We start from the raw sequence: 15,899 nt of genomic DNA on the forward strand, positions 1-15,899 counted from the left end.
AGAGTGTCGACAATCAGTTGATCCTCTCGAGTATATATGACCTGAGCCCGGCAATCTCCTCCTAAAATAAATAGCGTCGATCACCTCGTGCAGCGAGGGCCGAACTGTGGACCACCCGGAACTAGAGTTTGCGCCTCTGATCACGCCGGCGGGTTGGCGACGCCGGATATCATATGCGCGAATCCCGGTGAAGGTTCGGACTGAACGCAATCCGATAGAGACAGTCGCCGCGCTCAACTTGCGTGATAAACCGCGCGGCGGTGACGATGCCGTCGTCGTCGAAACGATATTCGGTCGACGGGCGGCCGGGACTATCGACGAAATGTATCGTTCCAGCCAAATCTCCGCGTCGAATTTCACTGCCCACGGTTGCGGCAGGCTCGAACAGGCCTGTTTCCATCGCCCAAATCATGGTGTCTGGGCGGTCAGACGAGAGAATTCGTGTCGTCATTGGCGGCGGAGCGTCAGTGATGTCGGTTAGAACCCCGATCTTGTGCAGAACCCGCGCCAGCGCCTGCTCCGTGAAGGAGAGGGACGCAGAAGTCACCGATCCGGCGCCGCCAAGCTCAGCACCTATCGCTATCGCATTCTGGCGTGCGCTTGCGGTCAGGGCAATTTCGCTAAAATGAGGTTGAGATCCCGAAGCATAAACGATCGTGTATGGCGCCCCAAAAGCCTGGGCCAAGGCCATTTGCTGCTGATGGCGAAGAGCGTCTCCTTCCGCAACCACGATGGCGGCAGCTACGTGCATCATCGACGAACCACCGGCGTGAAGATCGATGACGAAATCAGAAATGGCCATCAATGCGTGTTCGATATAGGCGGCGATTTGTTGAGTGACGCTGCCGCTTGCCTCTCCTGGAAAAAGTCTGTTCAAATTTCCGTCATCGATCGGTGAAGTTCTTGTGCCTGCCTTTGCCGCTGGAAAATTCGCCATTGGAAGAATAAGGACACGCCCGGCAACCCCAACCGGCTGAAGATCCGCAGCAAGCTTGGACAGCGCGATCTGACCTTCATATTCGTCGCCGTGAATTCCTGAGATGAGGAGCACGGTTGGACCAGAACGATTCTTTATGCATGTGATCGGCACCGGTAACCAATAATAGCATGAGCGGGTGATGGAATGCTGAATTCCAATGTAACCGTGGGTCTTCCCTTCGCGCTCGAAGTCAATTCCAATTAACCTTACCCTTGGTATGTCCGTCATGGCTTTGCTTCCACCGAGCACTCAGTTATTTCGCCTTCCAAGATGGCGCTCCAGCTGAATATGAGCGTCCAGCTGAAACGCCAAAACAATAGCGGTTAGTGGAGCGTTTCTTGCCCAAAAACCCAAGCGTAAGTACGCAATTTCAAAACAACCTCTTCTTCGACCAGCAGCTCCTCGACCTTTTTTATAACAATCTCCCACTCCCGTGGATTCAATGCACTTTGAAGATCGTTCCTTGATCGCCACATATTCAGATATCGTTCTTTAGACATAACTTCCGAGTGATGAGAATCCAGAAAAACGCGATGATCTGAGAAGTCACTCATGCCTGTGCTGAGGCTATTGATGAAGTGTAGAACAACGTCCGAATGGCGCGAGAAAGAGGGAATCGCGTCGGCTAAAAGTCGATCAACTGACTGCAACGTCGCGTCACGATCGGTGTCGAGCATCACCCAAATCGGCGTAAAAAATCCGCCAGGTCTTAATACACGCCGAAATTCTCGGAGAGCATTCTCTATGTCTGTCCAATGGAACGCATTCCCCATCAGCAGCCAATCTGCACTTTGGCCGGCGAGACCGGTTGCCTCACCACTACCTTTGAGCCAACGAAAGGGAAAATTGAGGTCAGAGTGCCTAATTCCTTCCTCGCGCATCACATCATTGGGCTCGATTGCTGTGCCAGCGAACCCCCGCGCCGCGAGCTCACGCGTTAGGAGACCTGTGCCTGCCCCAACATCGGCGACAGCCGGACCCGGGAAACGTTCTCGGATCAGCAACGATAACATATCCAGGACTCTTGGATCGTATCGCGGTCGATCGTCGTAGTAAGAGGCAGAGTTCGTGAAGTTTCCGAGAGTCGAAAGAGCCGAGAGTGTCATGAATACCTCCATGCTTATCAGATTGAGCGCAAGACCGATGCCGCCGGATGAGCTCGATGATGCCTATGGTTCTCGTTCGATGCGGTAATGGGGCTGAACTCCGGGCTTAATTCGCTCCTGACCGATGCAGACAAACCCGTGTCTTAGATAGAATCCAATTGCCGTGCTGCGTCCGTTGGCCCACAGAAGTGACGCTTGTCGACGCCGAAGGAGCCTGACTCCATGTTCAAGAATGGCGGTCGCATACCCGCAGTTGCGATGCTGAGGATGAGTTGCCATCCCTCTTAGGCGCCATGAAAACCCGTTTGCGGAATAGGCACCGCCTTCCGACTGATCCTCGAGTAAGAAAGTTGCCACCGAGACAAACTCGAACCCGACGATTGCGGCCAAATGGAACTGCTCTCGCGCATACGCATACGCAGGCACAGGCCTTGCCTCGGCCGGTTGAAGCCCGATCTTTCGCAGCTCGAAACAATCGGCCTCTTCGACGCATCCGATGTGAAGCGCTTGATCGGCGAACAAAAAGGCGGGTGCCCTACGATATTGTCCGGCGGTTTGCGCACAATCCGCGGCGCAGTTGACTTGGGAGTTCGCCATCACGCCCTCCTTACTTTTCTCTAACTCGATGCAATTTGGTCGCGGGCGTTGTTCAGAATATCCAATCCGTCACGTAGCGTCTGATGATCAGAGGGCACGCCGATTCCAATTCGGAACCGGGCGGCAAATCCGCCGGGTATTGCTGAGAAGGAGTCACCCGGTGCGATGACTACACCTTGCCTTCGGACAGCTTGTTCGAACTCCGTCGGGGACCAAGCTGGAGGCAATTCAAGCCAGATATGGTAACAAAAGGGAGGTACTCTTATCGCCCAAGAAGGAAGAGACTTCCGAACGATTTCCTGGCGAACATTTGTTTCCGTGCGAACCGAGCTCAAGATTGAGTCGGCGGCACCCTGCTCAATCCAGCGAGTCGCAACCTCGGCAATCAGCGGCGCGACCATCCAATTGGTCGTTTTGACGCCGGGCCAGAACACCTGGCGTGCCATTGTCTCACTCGGCGCGACAGTATACGCAACGCGCAATTGTGCAGCTAACGATTTGCTAAGCCCAAGGATGTACCACGTGCGTTCGGGCGCGAATGTATACAGCGGTGGCGGTGCAGTCTCAGGCAGAAATCCGTAAATGTCGTCCTCGAAGATCCAGAGGTTGTGCCGTCTAGCTACTTCAGCGACTTCGGCGCGTCGCTCAATCGACATGGTTGCCGCGGTAGGATTGTGTAACGTCGGCATGCAGTAAAGGGCTCGAAGCGCGCTGCCGAGTTTAATGCAGGCGCTGTCGAGCGCGTCGGGAATGATACCTTCATCATCCATCTTGATTGGAAAGAGCTTTATCCCGAACAGAGAGACGATAGGCTTGATTGCCGCGTACGTTAGCTCCTCGGTCAACAGGACGTTGCCCGGCTGAACGAGCGAGGCCAAGAGCATAACCAGAATGCTCTGTGATCCGTTCGACAGAACGATTGTTTCAGGATCAGGAGCGATCCCCAAGCGTCTTGCAACCCAACCGGCTGCCGCTGCTCGATCTCGTGCTGTTCCGACAAAGCGCGGAAACCGAATAGCTGCAGCAGTATCAGTGCCCTCCAGCTCGTCGAAAGCAAGAACAAGACTGTCCCCGATAAGTGGGCTTGGTGGAGGAAAATTTCTCGCGAAATCTATAGAAGTCGCAGAGATGACAGAGGCTGCTGCGCCGCGGTTTGCAGCATTTGAGAGCTCAATCATTGTATCCTCCGGTTACGCGGGCTTGGAATAGTTGCCAAAAACGACTTATCTCCGAATCATTATCAGTGCGATCGAGCCGGCGATTGCAAAGCCAGTCGCAATCGGCACCGCAGCTCCGCGAATAGCGGGAACGCGGATTGCTGTTGTCACATGCAACAGCGCTAGGATGATGAAGGCTGCCGACAAGATCGTCGGAAGGATGTTATCCGGTAACAAACGGCGAGCGAGCAGCAGGACAGCCAGTAGTGGCGTGCCGTACGAAACCGGAATGCCGATGAAGCGGGCGTCGTCGGTCAACCCAACATTCTCGAAGTAGCTGAGCCTGATCGCACCTGCCAAAACCAGGAACAAGCTCGCTACGAGCGACAGGGCCGAACCTTGACCAACAAGGATGATAATCGCGGCGGGAAAGACCACCCCATGAATGAAGTCGGCAAATCCATCAAAGCTCTTTCCGAACTCCGCCATGCCTGGACGACGATGATGGCTTGTCTTGCGTGCAACGTGGCCGTCCCAATGATCGAGGAACCAAGTCCAGAGCATCGCTGCAACACCGAGCTCAATCTTGCCGTTGAAGGCAAGGAAAAGCCCGATGACCGCAAACAGGTAGGCGAGGGCTGTGATGGCGTTAGCATAATCACGAAGATACCCGATCATCGTCTTGCTCCTGCTGCCAGCGAGATCGAACTTGCCGCGGGAAGTATAAGGTCGCCCTGCGGCGCGAATATCGTTCCCGCCAGGCGAAGGTCATGTTCGAACCAGCGTGTATCGGTGTAATCGGTCGTCGAAAGCTGGGGCTCTCGGCTTTCCACAAGGACGCCAGGATCTGTTCGACATAGGCCGTCCGATGCCCACTCTCCACCGCCACCTGGAGCGCCGGCGCCAGCTGTTCGCGCAGTCCAGTGCCGCAGAAGCGCGTCGGATCGATCGCCTTGAAGAGGCCTCTGGCTTGCGCTTCAACGGGCGTCTGGTGCATGAAGAAGGTTGCGAGGGAATCATCTTCAGCCAGCTCGACGACCGAGCCACCCATGGATGCATTGAAAGATGCGACAGCCACGGTCTGCCCGGTGGCCAACATGGTTTGACGCGTTCTTTCGAGGACTTCGCGTTCGGAGAACACATCGCCTTCGAGAAAGACGGTGTCGCCGGCAAGCATTGTATTCGCGCTAACCATGGACAATAGGCGGCGCCGGTCCGATCGAACATGGGATTGTGGACATATTCGATGACGACATTCTCGAAATGGTGGCAACAGGACTGCTCGAGGGCTTCCTTGCGATAACCCACGACGATGGTTGCTTCACGAGTCCCGAGTTCGGAGAGCTGATGCCGCGCGTTGTCCAGCATCGCGTTTCCGTTCACGTCCACCAATGGTCTTGGGACGGGCTCCGTGTCGGGGCGCAGCCTTGAGGCGAGTCCTGCGGCAAGAATCACGGCCCGTGTACCATTGAGCATTCAACATTTCCTCCTGGTCAGGCCGCTGCGTGTTTGGTCTTCAGGCTGTTCAGGGTGTCGACCACGCGTCTTAGCCCCGACTCCAGCAGGTCTGGTGGAGCGCCGAAGGAGAGACGTAGGCCGTTCACGTCGCCAAAGGTGCCACCGGCAACGGATGCCACATCGGTTTCCTCCAGGAGCAGTCGTGCAATATCGTCTGTCGATTGAATGGGGCCTCCAGCCGGCAGAGCGGAGACAAGTCTACTCAAATCAAGATAGAAGAAGAATGAGCCTTGTGCTCTCGGCGTGGCCACGTCGCGCAGACCGGACAGAATGTGAAGACCAGTGTTACGAGACTGTAACAGGCGCTGATGCATCTCCTGTTCAAAGCTGCCATCGCTGACTTGAAGGTGGTGCAGGATCGCGTACTGCGCGATGACATTGGCATTCGAGGTCGTATGGCTCTGCAGCTTCTTGGCCGCAGAAACGATCTCCGGGGGTGCCGCGAAATAACCCAGGCGCCAGCCCGTGATCGCCAACTCCTTGGAGAAGGCGTTGACCAGGATCGTCCGTGAACGTACGCCCGGATGCGCCATCACGATCGACTCATGGCGCGAACCGGTGAATACGAAGCTGGAGTAGCATTCGTCGGAAACGATCCAGAACTGGTAGTTGATTGCTAGATCGCCGATAGCTTGAAGAGTCGTTCGATCATAGACTGCGCCGGTAGGATTGTTTGGCGAGTTGATGATAATGGCTTTGGTGTGCGGCGTGACGGCGGCGCGGATTGCGCCGATATCGGGAATATATGTCGGGGGGCCAGCATCAACGAACACGGGCGTTGCGCCGGCGAGAAGAACCTGAGACGGGAATGTCGGCCAGCAGGGGCGAATAATGATGACCTCGTCACCTGGATCGAGTACGGCCAAGGCAGCGTCGAGCAGTCCTTGCTTTGCACCCGCAGTGATTACGATGTCATCCGTATTCCAACGGATTCCTGTTTCCGCCGACAGCTTTTCGGCGACTGCCGTGCGAAGCGGCGTTAGGCCGATGGAATCGGTGTATCGGTTCGTCCCCGCATTGATGGCGGCAATCGCTCCTTCGCGCACGGATGATGGTGGCTCCTTGATGACTTCGCCGGCCGCCAAGTCGATGATCTGATGGCCGGCCGCGGAAGCTCTCTTGGCTGCCTCACGGGCGGCGGCAGTGCCCGAACTTGAAACCAAAGAAATCCGGTGCGCCAACATGTGCGCTCCTCCTGAGTTGATTGTCGATTTTGTGGAGGTGATCCGCGCCGCGTGGCCGTCGGTATGCGATCTGCTTTCGGCAGATACCGCTCTTCCGCCTGGGCAAGCCCATCGCAGCCGAGGAGGTGAAGAGTTCATCGAGACCGGAGACTCCCTTCTCAATACCGGCAAAGCCTTCTTCCGATTGAATGCGGGCCGCATTCGAGATCGATGCCGCAGGAGAGTCGGACCCCGGCTGCTCGCAGTTTGCCGGAGAATTCACTGATCTTGGCGAGGGGATGCCGATCGCCAACAAACGAATTCATCTTCGGAGAACTCATGCCGAACTCCTTGCAGGTGCGGTTGACCAGCCCGGCGTTCATCAACCGATAGGTGGCATGCTTCTATCACCTAGATCAATTACCAACGTTGGTAGTTGGCCGGGCGCCAACTGCATGTCGCTATAGAATTGAGGCGGCAGTGCTGCTAGGCGCCAGTAGGAGATGGTTTGACCGTTGCTGTCACGAATGCAGAAGAACGCACGCGTTCGCCTAGTCAATGCGCCTATATGCAGTTTTCATTGCAACGAAATTCATCGTGCGAGCAATCCCGTCGAGGGATCGAATAGGACAGCCCAAAGGGCCGCCGCTGCGGCCAGCCCAGGTCCCTGGAAGAAGGAATACGTGCGAAAGAAGAATGATGGCCCGCCGAAGGCATTCATCTTGCCAAAATGCGCTCTGCGATGCGCAGATCTTCGGGGCTGTCGATCTCGTACCACCTGAGAGCGTCGCAACGCGCCGCTGCGAGCTTTAGGCCGCGCCTTTCCACCAGATATGCAAGAAGCTCCTCGGTGTAGGCCTGAGTAGCTCCGGAGCCGATGATATCGTCCAGCCCTGGAACAATCGTTGCCCTGAGAGTCCGCGCCGAAAATCGTAGCAGGTTCATCGTCTTGAATAGTCTAGGACCATCCCCAACAAGGCTTGCTGCGGTTTGCTTCATGCGGAAACCTGAGATCAACCCGCTATCCGACAACAGAACTGCCGACCCTTCCATCCATTCATTGAAGGGAGCTACTGCAGCCACATCGGTCGCCTCTCCGATCATCAGGTAGCGCAACACGTTCTCCTCGAAAAAGACGTCGCCCTCGAGAAGAAAGCAGTCTCCGGAAAGAAGCGCGTCGCGCGCCAGCCACAGGGAATAGGCGCTGCCGGTACGGTCGAACACGGTCGACTCGACATACTTGATCTCGAGCTGGCCAAAGCGGCTGCCGCAGGCATATTGAATTGCGTCCTTCCGGTAACCGACGACGATCGTCACCTCTTCCACGCCGACGGCTTCCAGATTGCGCAGAGCGTTGTGAAGGATCGGAGTTCCGGTGACTTCGACCAGCGGCTTCGGGCGCAGATCGGTTAGCGGACGCAGGCGGGAGCCCAAGCCGGCCGCGAGAATGACGGCTTTCTTGGGAGCATCGGTAGTCATTTCATTCCCTTCCATCGTCGCGGGATTCCTGCCAAGTCATTCCAGGCGCTGACGAGTCGATGAGCAACTTCAGGCCGTCTCTTATGGTTGCTGCGGTGGCGTGAAGGCTGCCGCAGTCCTTGGAAATGCGAGCCTACGGTTCAAAGGACATAAATCATGGTGTTCGTCGGTCGTTCTGAGAAAGAAATGAGCTCGTGGCTGTTCTTCGGTGCCTGGTCATCGGGATAGATGAACAGATCGAGCCAAGAAAGGGCAGGATTACACAGTGCGGCCGCGTAAGGTCTGTTACGCCATTTGACGACATTCCAATAGTTGCGAGGCAAAAAATTCCTCGATAGATTGCAGGTGGAGCGTGACGATAGGGCAGGCGGTTGCATCACAGCAGTCCTTCGCGAATGAGTATGTTGTTGTGTGGATGACAAGCTATTGCCTTGGGTCAGGGGCGTGGAGATAGCGCGCTTCCGCATTGGCCAATTCGTCGTACCTCAACAAATCGAACACCTCGTCGAGCGTCGCGATATCTGGCTCAATGCCGGCAATGCCGTCCTCGGCGATAATTCGGCCGCAGACGTGCCGCATTGCCGCTATTGCAGCTCGCATGGAGTGGTTGGCCCAAATCACTGTGGAGATGCCGGCATCACGATATGCAGAGACCGGTGTTCGATAATATTTCGTTGGAACGATTACGACAGGCAGGCAGTTCTGCCAGGTACTCGCGAACGAGAGGATTTCGTCCGCGGTGCTCTTACGCGAGTGAATGAGGATCGCGTCGGCTCCCGCGGCTGCGTAAGCGCTAGCGCGTAAAATTGCCTCGTCCATTCCATGGCCGGCGATCAGCGCTTCGATCCGTGCCACGAGAACCAAGTCGTCCGCGACTGTATCTCTCACTGCCCGCAGCCTGCCGGAAAATTCATCGATATCGGCAAGCGGATGCCGATCGCCAACGAACGAGTTCATCTTCGGAAAACAGCTGTCCTCCAGCGCAACCCCGGCAGCGCCACGCTGACGGAGTTTGCGCGCCAAGAGGCGCGCATTGTTGAAATTCCCGAAGCCGCCATCGCCGTCAACGAGCACGGGCAGCTCCGTCGAGTCCACGATGCGTTCGACCACGTCGACGAGTTGGTTCCAGGACGCTTCGTTGGCATCGCGGTAGCCGAGAGAGCAGGCAATTGACAGGCCCGACGCCCACAGACCTTTAAAGCCTGCCCGCTTGGCGATCGCGCCGGAGAGCGCATCATGAGCTTCCATGAGGAAGGAGAGCTCGCGGTTGGAGCAAATCTCAACGCGCAGCATTTCTGCAAGTGAGGAGTCAGCGCATCGACCAGGGCCGTTCGCGAGAAAAGATTGTGATTGATCTTGCATGCCACTCCTTGCAGGTGCGTTCGACCGGCCGGACGTTCAGGGCGTGCTTCGTCCAGTTCTTGATCGAGGCAAGCCGCTCGGGCAATCCCGCAGCCCAACCGTAGGTGACATCCTTCTGTCATCTCGATCAATTACTAGCGTTGGTAGTTGACTGGGTCGCAACGTGTTGCAAGTCGCAATAGGATGCCGCGGGAGTCCGGGGCTAAGCCCTAACAATCACAAGATGTTCGATCGTTGGTGGCGGAAATTCAAAGCGTATCCTTTCGACAATGGGGAAACCTCATCAGCTCAGCACTTCTTGCTCTGCTCGACCTCGAGTACGATCCGAAATCTCGTCCTGCTCCTGGCGATGCGAAGCGTTGTCCAAGGCGAAAGGGCGTTTGGTTTTTCGTCCTCGTGAACGCTGTGGGCGCTCACCTTGTGTGTTACGCGCCCCCGCTCTCACCGCAGATGAGGGGAGAACATATCCCGTCTTACGCTGCGCTCTTCTTGATCTACATCAACTAATGTCGCGGCTGCTGCAAACGGCGATGTCGGATTTCTGACCATGTCGCAATTTCGTCGATCGCCTCTCGTGCCCAATCGATCGCCAACTCTCTCAAACATTTGTCTTAACGCCTGATTCTCGCGAGCGCCGCAACTGGTACGAGCCTTGCTGTTCTCATCCCAGGTTCTCGGAACTTGTGGAGTACCGCATGCACGGTATCGTCTGCATCAAGCAGGTTTTCAATTTCGCTCAGATCCGCGTGCGCCCCGTGGCCAACAACTCCATGCGCCACCGGGATGCCGACGCCGACCATTATCAACAGCTACGATCTGTTCGCGCTGCGAGCTGTGCCGGAGCTAAGCGACGAGTGCGGCGGCAAGATAACCGTGCTCATCGATGGCCGCCGAGCCCTACGCAAGGCACTGACCTTCGGCGTCGACCACATCGTGCGGTCATTGATTGCGTATTCGCCAGGACGGCACACTGGCGAGCAGCTATGCGTTGGCGACCGCAATCCGCAAGACTGGGAGGGAGTATTGCCCGGCTGATGTCATCTTCACTGGCAAGCAGACGATCGACGGCGACACCGCTAAGGTCGAGCCCGGCATTGCCAAGCGGCCCGGCCTGCTGCAGCTCACCTACGTCGCCAAGACGGGGGCCCCGGATCCGGGGCAGGACTCCATTCGTGCCGGACTGCGATTCCGCAAACGTCAATCTCGCGTATGCCGATGTCGTGGTCGCCGAGGGTCTTGAGTTCCGATCGGCTGAAAGTTTTCAAATTCTGCGCCAGCTCGCCGCTGTCCTCAGCGCCAAATATGGCTGCTCTGATCCGCTGGCGCAGAAGGGCTGGGTCACCTCCGCCCGGCAGAGCGGTCACACCGGCATCCGGCCAAAGCTCTTTATAGCGACCGGCATTTCCGGCGCGATCCTGCATCGGGTCGGCGTCAACGGCGCCGACCTGATCGTCGCCATTAGCATCGAGAAGAACGCGGCGATCTTCGAATTCGCCCATATTGGCAGCGACGCGAACCGGCTGCTGGCAGTGCCGATGGCCGCCTTGCTGCGCGTCTGCGGCCCGCATTCGTGCGTCCAGATGGCGAGCTAGAGGAGGCTGCCACGATCGAGGTAAGGTTCAACGGCATCGTGGTGGGCGCCGGGATAGCCGGCATGCCTCCGCGCTACCTATGGCCAAGTTCGACATGAAGGCGCCGCGGCGCGGCGAATATTCGCCGGCGCCCTGTGCCGCTGCACGATCCTGAAAAGTGGCCACCGGTTTTCGAAGGAGATCATGCATAAACAAGAGAGACTGAAGCCTTGCGCTCTAATCGTGGATACCAACTGCGGAGACTGAAACATGAATGTCGAGCCCTCAGTGTGCCTCGAAGAGAAGCTGTTCTACAACCGCAATCACATCGATCTCGGTCGTTCCCATATAGGGGTGCGCGCGCACAATGCCGTTGCCGCAGCTTCTTTCGCTCGTCAAAGCCGGTCCCGCGCTTTGCTTCGAGCCGAAAGCCAAGTGCGACGTGGAGATCGCCCTCGACGGCTTCATCGAATGCGATACCCACCGCTTCGTTGGCGAGTCCCCTGGCGACATAACGTGGAGCTACCAGTACCACGGTTATGGTGTGCTGTTCGAGCTTAAGTGAGAGAGGCGCTCCACCCCCGCTGCTTGATTGGCGTGCCCACGGTTTCGATTGACCTGTCCCTTCTGGGCGCCTGCTGGGAGAGGTCAACGAATTTGGGAATAGCATTTGCCGCAGAGCGCGAGTGTTCAGGCTGGATGAAGAGCGGAGCAAGGGCTTCGCTGAGCGGAATAAAACTAGACTCCGCTTAAAACACTCAATCGAACGGCGCAATAGCGGCCTCTCTGCCCTCGTGAGTCGCCACATGGACTTATTCAGCTTCATCGAATGCGCGAAGCAAACGCGCTCTACTAAAGCGCTGTTCGATCTTCTTGTGAGCTGTGCGAGCGAGGAGGGCTTCAGTGAAGTCGCTTATGGAGCACTCACCTTCGCGGAACCGCCTCGTCTACCGGAGTATCTACCGCCCTCGGTGACCGTGAACTTCCCGCCTGACTGGTGCCACCGTTATTTTGAACGTAACTACCGTGTCATCGACCCGGTGGTCCGGCGGACACCAATGCTTCCGGGGCCGTTTCTCTGGGACGAACTCGCCAAGCAATATCAACTGCAATCCGGCGAGCAGCGCGTACTGGACGAGGCCAGAGAGGCAGGTCTGAAGCACGGTATGAGCGTGCCATTGTTTGGGGCATTTGGCCGAGTATCTGTGGTATCCTTTGCATCTCCGTTGGACGACGCCGATCCTCAGTATCGTATGAGTCACCTCAACACACTGGCCTGGCACTTTCATATCGCGTTTGCGGAGATCGCGCGGCCCTCGGATAGCAGCTGCGACAGGAAACTTACCCTGTCTAAGCGCGAAAAAGACTGCCTGCGCTGGGTGGCAGAGGGAAAATCGTCTTGGGAAATTGGGAAGATCCTGAAGGTCAGCGATAATACAGTCAATTTTCATCTTAAGAACGTGATGCGCAAGTTGGGTACGACGAACCGCACCCAGGCCGTCGTAAAAGCGATTCGCCTCAATCTCATTGAATTCTCGACGGCACCAGCGCTGGCAACTGGTAACTGACCTGAGCGTGTGGCGTCCGCTCGCAGGATTCTCATGGCATGACGATCTAATCTCGTTGGGAATAGCAGCGAGTTGGATGCTGCATCGGTATAATCACAAAAGGCCTGCGCCGGTCGCCCACGAATCGGCCGCCGCTAGTTCGTGGCTTTCGCGTTTCTGACACCGCACGGCTTCTGTCAGCTTCAGACACCTAACATTCTCCGCGGGATCGCAGTTGCTTTGAAGGCTAAATCAGCAGCTTAGCTCTTGCGAGCGCCACTGGCACGGCGGTTGCTATGCAGCCATCACTGGGACAAGCGTGAGTGCGTGACATAAACAGGGACGATGCCCTCCTTGTTTGGTGCCGATGAGAGGTATTGTGAAGAAGTCAGCGATATGGGAGCTTCACCTCGTACGCAAGCTATCCGTTGCGGCCGTTGCGATGTTGGCCTCACACAGACTAGCGCCGATGATGATTTGATGAGAGCTGCTAGGCAGATTTTCAAACCGATCCCCTCGATCATGCCTGCAGTGAAGGACAATCCGGTCACCCATGAGAAGGTCGAACTCGGCAAGATGCTGTACTTCGATCCGCGGCTGTCAGCCAGCGAGATTATCAGCTGCAATAGCTGCCATAATCTTGGTACCGGCGGAGTCGATGCCGGTCCGACCTCGGTCGGGCACGGCTGGCAGCAGGGTCCACGTCGGGCGCCAACCGTCTATAACGCGGTATTCAATGTGGCGCAGTTCTGGGATGGACGTGCCGCAGACCTCGAGGCACAAGCTAAGGGCCCCGTGCAGGCGCGTGTCGAAATGAACGCGACCCCAGATCATGTGCTCAATACGTTGAATTCGATGAGTGACTACGTGGTCATGTTCAAGAAGGCGTTCCCGAACGAGGCGTCGCCGGTCACCTTTGACAACTTCGCGAAGGCGATCGAGGCCTTTGAAGCGACTCTGATTACACCCGCTGCTCCATTCGATCAGTACGTTGAAGGCGATACGACTGCTCTCAATGATCAGCAGAAGGCAGGATTGAAGCTCTTCATGCAAACGGGGTGCTCCTCTTGTCACAACGGAATCAACGTCGGTGGACAAGGTTACTTCCCGTTCGGCGTGATCAAAGGGCTGGGCGCAACCCTGCTTCCGGCCTCCGACAAGGGCCGATACGCGGTCACCAAGGCTGCCAGCGACGAATACGTTTTCCGCGCCGCGCCGTTGCGCAATGTCGCGTTGCGGGCTCCATACTTCCATTCAGGCCAGGTTTGGAGCCTTAAGCAAGCGGTTGGCGTGATGGGTGAAATCCAGCTCGGCATCGAGCTTAGCGATAAGGAAAAGAACGATATTGTTGCGTTTCTGAATTCGCTGACTGGGCAGCTGCCTAAGATTGAGGATCCGAAATTGCCCACGCGTACCGACGCGACGCCGCCGCCCTCTTTAGGCAGATAGTGTGGTTCTTCCACCGTAGTGGGCATTGTGCGTTCTTTGAATGTAAAGGAACGCGGCGCAGGCATTCGGGCGTCTGCGATGCATGAAGTCGCAAAGGCGGAGCAGGATGGGAGCGGGACACGAAAGCAAGTGCCCGATCAGCTGCCCGATGAAAGCGCAGCTATGACAAAGCGTCTGCTAGCACCAAGTCCAGAAGGCTATAAAGACTGACGCATATGACAGGGCTGTTGATGTAGGCAAACAGTGGCTCGGGTTGGGCCTGAATCGTCAGCAGACACAAACGGGTTTCTCTTGCCGTGTATCCGCGCGTTGAGCCCAAGGTCAAGGGGGATGACAATTTAACCAAGCGTTCTGCACAAAAGGGCGGCCGCAGAATACCCAGACGTCGAGCACAAGCAGTACCATACTCGTAGCAATCTAATCGTGTGAGCGGGCTGAAAGCCGATCCGGCGCTTCCAAACGTGAGATGCGTAAGCTGAACAGTGCGTTGCGGACCGGAGAATGGAAGTAGGCCTCGGGTTGAATATCCGCGGAAGCATGGGAGGCGCTCTTGAACCGGGCAAACTGTCCGGCCGTCTGCGTGCTCATCCCCTAACCATGCATCACCATTGTGCCGGGCCGTGTCAGGTTCGCGATTGCCATTTAGCCATTCGAGTTTGGTGGTGATCACATTGAACATACTCAACCCAAACGATTTGCAGGCAGAATGTCCTTGCATATTCCCGGAAAATACAGAACGCGGTTAGGTGACCGTTCCGCGGCAGATGAATAGCTCGAAAAAAGCCCCGGCCCGAGGGCCGGGGCTTTCGATCCGCCGTTTGACGCGAGGAGATCAGTATTTGAGAACCGGCGGGCTAAACTTGTAATTGAGCCGCAGGGTCAGGAGATCGAAATCCTGGCGGATGCGATCGGTCGCGACCACACCAGCGGCCGTGGTGAAGTTCACGTTGGCGTCCGGCATGAACAGGTGGTCGTACTCGACGCCGACCGACCAATTCGGCGCAAAGCCGACTTCCACACCCGCGCCGACAGCTGCGCCCAAACGCGTATTGTCGGTGCTCGCCAGCTGCGCGCCGGTCAGGGTTGAGGTGACCTGATGGGTGTTGCTCGTCACCGCAGCACCGCCCTTGGCGTAAAGCAGAACGTTGTTGGAGGTGTAGCCGATCAGGCCGGTGATCAGGCCGAACGCGTCGGTCGTGCTGCGGTTAGTATTGAGGGGGAAGGTGGTGCTGACATTGGAGCCGCTGAAATCAGCCCAGTTGCCCTGACCTTCGATACCAAACACCGCCTGGCCCATCTGCTGGCGATAGCCGATCTGGCCACCCACGGTGCTACCAGTTGCATCGCTCAAGCCCCAACCGCCGTTGATACCGATGTACAAACCGCTCCAGTCGTAGATCGCGGCCGCGACCTGCGGCGGTGGCGGCGCCATATAGACGGGCTGCGCAGCGAGATCCGCGCCGAATGCGGGTGCGGCCGCGCTAAGCGCGACGATGCTGCAAGTCACAAGCAACAAGTTCTTCATTTCCAGTTTCTTTCCTTTAGATGGCCCCCGGGCCGCGCGCGTCTTAGCAACGTCATCGGGAATTGCTGTAACGACAGCGCAACACTCACTCGAAAGAAAGAGCTTGAAACTCACGCTGCGTCAGGTTGTAGGCTTGGAAATCATGACCAAATGTGCACAGCCCAAAGCGTTGATCGCGTATGGGAGAGATGCGCGTCAATGCCAACATTGGAGTGAAGGGTGTTCGAATCGAAGCTCGCTGATAAAGGGGCGCGCGTGGGCGAGAGCCGCGACGAACTGTATCGGATCGTCTGGCTGAGTGTTGTTCCCCAGAAGGGCGCTTCCCCTCGGAGCCTCGCTTGATTAAACAGCAGAGGCAACGCCGACCATCGACTTCATTCAGGCACGCCTATGGGCCCTGAAGCAGGTGTCACTTACGACTGCGCCGAAGCGACCGCTGGACCAGC

Annotated in this window: 12 protein-coding genes and 2 pseudogenes; 5 read left to right on the top strand and 9 right to left on the bottom strand. The window is 56.9% G+C overall.

The window, feature by feature from the left end:
* Positions 1 to 169 precede the first annotated feature (169 nt).
* From GWE18_RS33445 to aepX, 8 genes are all read right to left on the bottom strand, one after another.
* Positions 170 to 1,207 (bottom strand): succinylglutamate desuccinylase/aspartoacylase family protein, encoded by a 1,038-nt coding sequence (locus GWE18_RS33445; RefSeq protein WP_275189943.1) that lies wholly within the window; start codon positions 1,205 to 1,207, stop codon positions 170 to 172.
* A 95-nt stretch (positions 1,208 to 1,302) separates the two neighbouring features.
* The gene (locus tag GWE18_RS33450; protein ID WP_275189944.1) at positions 1,303 to 2,085 is read right to left on the bottom strand and encodes a class I SAM-dependent methyltransferase; all 783 of its coding nucleotides are present in this window, start codon (positions 2,083 to 2,085) and stop codon (positions 1,303 to 1,305) included.
* Positions 2,086 to 2,702: 617 nt separating this feature from the next.
* The gene (locus GWE18_RS33455) at positions 2,703 to 3,860 is read right to left on the bottom strand and encodes a PLP-dependent aminotransferase family protein (protein WP_275189945.1); all 1,158 of its coding nucleotides are present in this window, start codon (positions 3,858 to 3,860) and stop codon (positions 2,703 to 2,705) included.
* Positions 3,861 to 3,905: 45 nt separating this feature from the next.
* Complete coding sequence (locus tag GWE18_RS33460) at positions 3,906 to 4,517, bottom strand: CDP-alcohol phosphatidyltransferase family protein (RefSeq protein ID WP_275189946.1); 612 nt, start codon at positions 4,515 to 4,517, stop codon at positions 3,906 to 3,908.
* Positions 4,498 to 5,016, bottom strand: a complete 519-nt coding sequence (locus GWE18_RS33465) for a hypothetical protein (protein ID WP_275189947.1) — start codon at positions 5,014 to 5,016, stop codon at positions 4,498 to 4,500. The genes GWE18_RS33460 and GWE18_RS33465 overlap by 20 nt, the downstream gene beginning before the upstream one ends.
* Before the next feature lie 316 nt (positions 5,017 to 5,332).
* The gene (locus tag GWE18_RS33470; protein WP_275189948.1) at positions 5,333 to 6,541 is read right to left on the bottom strand and encodes an aminotransferase class I/II-fold pyridoxal phosphate-dependent enzyme; all 1,209 of its coding nucleotides are present in this window, start codon (positions 6,539 to 6,541) and stop codon (positions 5,333 to 5,335) included.
* Positions 6,542 to 7,237: 696 nt separating this feature from the next.
* Positions 7,238 to 7,999 carry a phosphocholine cytidylyltransferase family protein gene (locus tag GWE18_RS33475; RefSeq protein WP_275189949.1) on the bottom strand — a complete coding sequence of 254 codons (762 nt, stop codon included), beginning with the start codon at positions 7,997 to 7,999 and terminating at the stop codon, positions 7,238 to 7,240.
* Positions 8,000 to 8,422: 423 nt separating this feature from the next.
* Positions 8,423 to 9,292, bottom strand: a complete 870-nt coding sequence (aepX, locus tag GWE18_RS33480; RefSeq protein ID WP_275189963.1) for a phosphoenolpyruvate mutase — start codon at positions 9,290 to 9,292, stop codon at positions 8,423 to 8,425.
* Positions 9,293 to 10,056: 764 nt separating this feature from the next.
* Here aepX and GWE18_RS33485 point away from each other — a divergent pair.
* From GWE18_RS33485 to GWE18_RS33505, 5 genes and pseudogenes are all read left to right on the top strand, one after another.
* Positions 10,057 to 10,499 (top strand): annotated as a pseudogene (locus tag GWE18_RS33485) (nitrogen fixation protein FixA); the annotation flags it as partial.
* A 31-nt stretch (positions 10,500 to 10,530) separates the two neighbouring features.
* Positions 10,531 to 10,887, top strand: a pseudogene (locus tag GWE18_RS33490) (FAD-binding protein); the annotation flags it as partial.
* 412 nt (positions 10,888 to 11,299) lie between these two features.
* Positions 11,300 to 11,497 (top strand): hypothetical protein, encoded by a 198-nt coding sequence (locus GWE18_RS33495; protein WP_342804315.1) that lies wholly within the window; start codon positions 11,300 to 11,302, stop codon positions 11,495 to 11,497.
* Between the two features lie 241 nt (positions 11,498 to 11,738).
* Positions 11,739 to 12,500 carry a LuxR family transcriptional regulator gene (locus GWE18_RS33500; RefSeq protein ID WP_275189950.1) on the top strand — a complete coding sequence of 254 codons (762 nt, stop codon included), beginning with the start codon at positions 11,739 to 11,741 and terminating at the stop codon, positions 12,498 to 12,500.
* Positions 12,501 to 12,833: 333 nt separating this feature from the next.
* A complete protein-coding gene (locus tag GWE18_RS33505; RefSeq protein WP_342804316.1) occupies positions 12,834 to 13,928 on the top strand; it encodes a cytochrome-c peroxidase in 1,095 nt (364 codons plus the stop codon).
* A gap of 832 nt (positions 13,929 to 14,760) precedes the next feature.
* Here the strand turns inward: GWE18_RS33505 and GWE18_RS33510 are convergent.
* Positions 14,761 to 15,453 (bottom strand): outer membrane beta-barrel protein, encoded by a 693-nt coding sequence (locus GWE18_RS33510; RefSeq protein ID WP_275189951.1) that lies wholly within the window; start codon positions 15,451 to 15,453, stop codon positions 14,761 to 14,763.
* Between the last annotated feature and the right edge of the window lie 446 nt (positions 15,454 to 15,899).

Origin of the sequence: Bradyrhizobium sp. CSA112, assembly GCF_029051645.1 — a bacterium.
GTDB lineage: Bacteria > Pseudomonadota > Alphaproteobacteria > Rhizobiales > Xanthobacteraceae > Bradyrhizobium.

What these genes read in the sequence shown, in the direction of transcription:
- GWE18_RS33460 (WP_275189946.1), bottom strand. Translation starts at nt 4,517, where the DNA reads ATGATCGGGTATCTTCGTGATTATGCTAACGCCATCACAGCCCTCGCC.
- GWE18_RS33495 (WP_342804315.1), top strand. Translation starts at nt 11,300, where the DNA reads ATGCCGTTGCCGCAGCTTCTTTCGCTCGTCAAAGCCGGTCCCGCGCTT.
- GWE18_RS33470 (WP_275189948.1), bottom strand. Translation starts at nt 6,541, where the DNA reads ATGTTGGCGCACCGGATTTCTTTGGTTTCAAGTTCGGGCACTGCCGCC.
- GWE18_RS33475 (WP_275189949.1), bottom strand. Translation starts at nt 7,999, where the DNA reads ATGACTACCGATGCTCCCAAGAAAGCCGTCATTCTCGCGGCCGGCTTG.
- GWE18_RS33445 (WP_275189943.1), bottom strand. Translation starts at nt 1,207, where the DNA reads ATGACGGACATACCAAGGGTAAGGTTAATTGGAATTGACTTCGAGCGC.
- GWE18_RS33465 (WP_275189947.1), bottom strand. Translation starts at nt 5,016, where the DNA reads ATGCTTGCCGGCGACACCGTCTTTCTCGAAGGCGATGTGTTCTCCGAA.
- GWE18_RS33455 (WP_275189945.1), bottom strand. Translation starts at nt 3,860, where the DNA reads ATGATTGAGCTCTCAAATGCTGCAAACCGCGGCGCAGCAGCCTCTGTC.
- GWE18_RS33450 (WP_275189944.1), bottom strand. Translation starts at nt 2,085, where the DNA reads ATGACACTCTCGGCTCTTTCGACTCTCGGAAACTTCACGAACTCTGCC.
- GWE18_RS33510 (WP_275189951.1), bottom strand. Translation starts at nt 15,453, where the DNA reads ATGAAGAACTTGTTGCTTGTGACTTGCAGCATCGTCGCGCTTAGCGCG.
- GWE18_RS33500 (WP_275189950.1), top strand. Translation starts at nt 11,739, where the DNA reads ATGGACTTATTCAGCTTCATCGAATGCGCGAAGCAAACGCGCTCTACT.
- aepX (WP_275189963.1), bottom strand. Translation starts at nt 9,292, where the DNA reads ATGCTGCGCGTTGAGATTTGCTCCAACCGCGAGCTCTCCTTCCTCATG.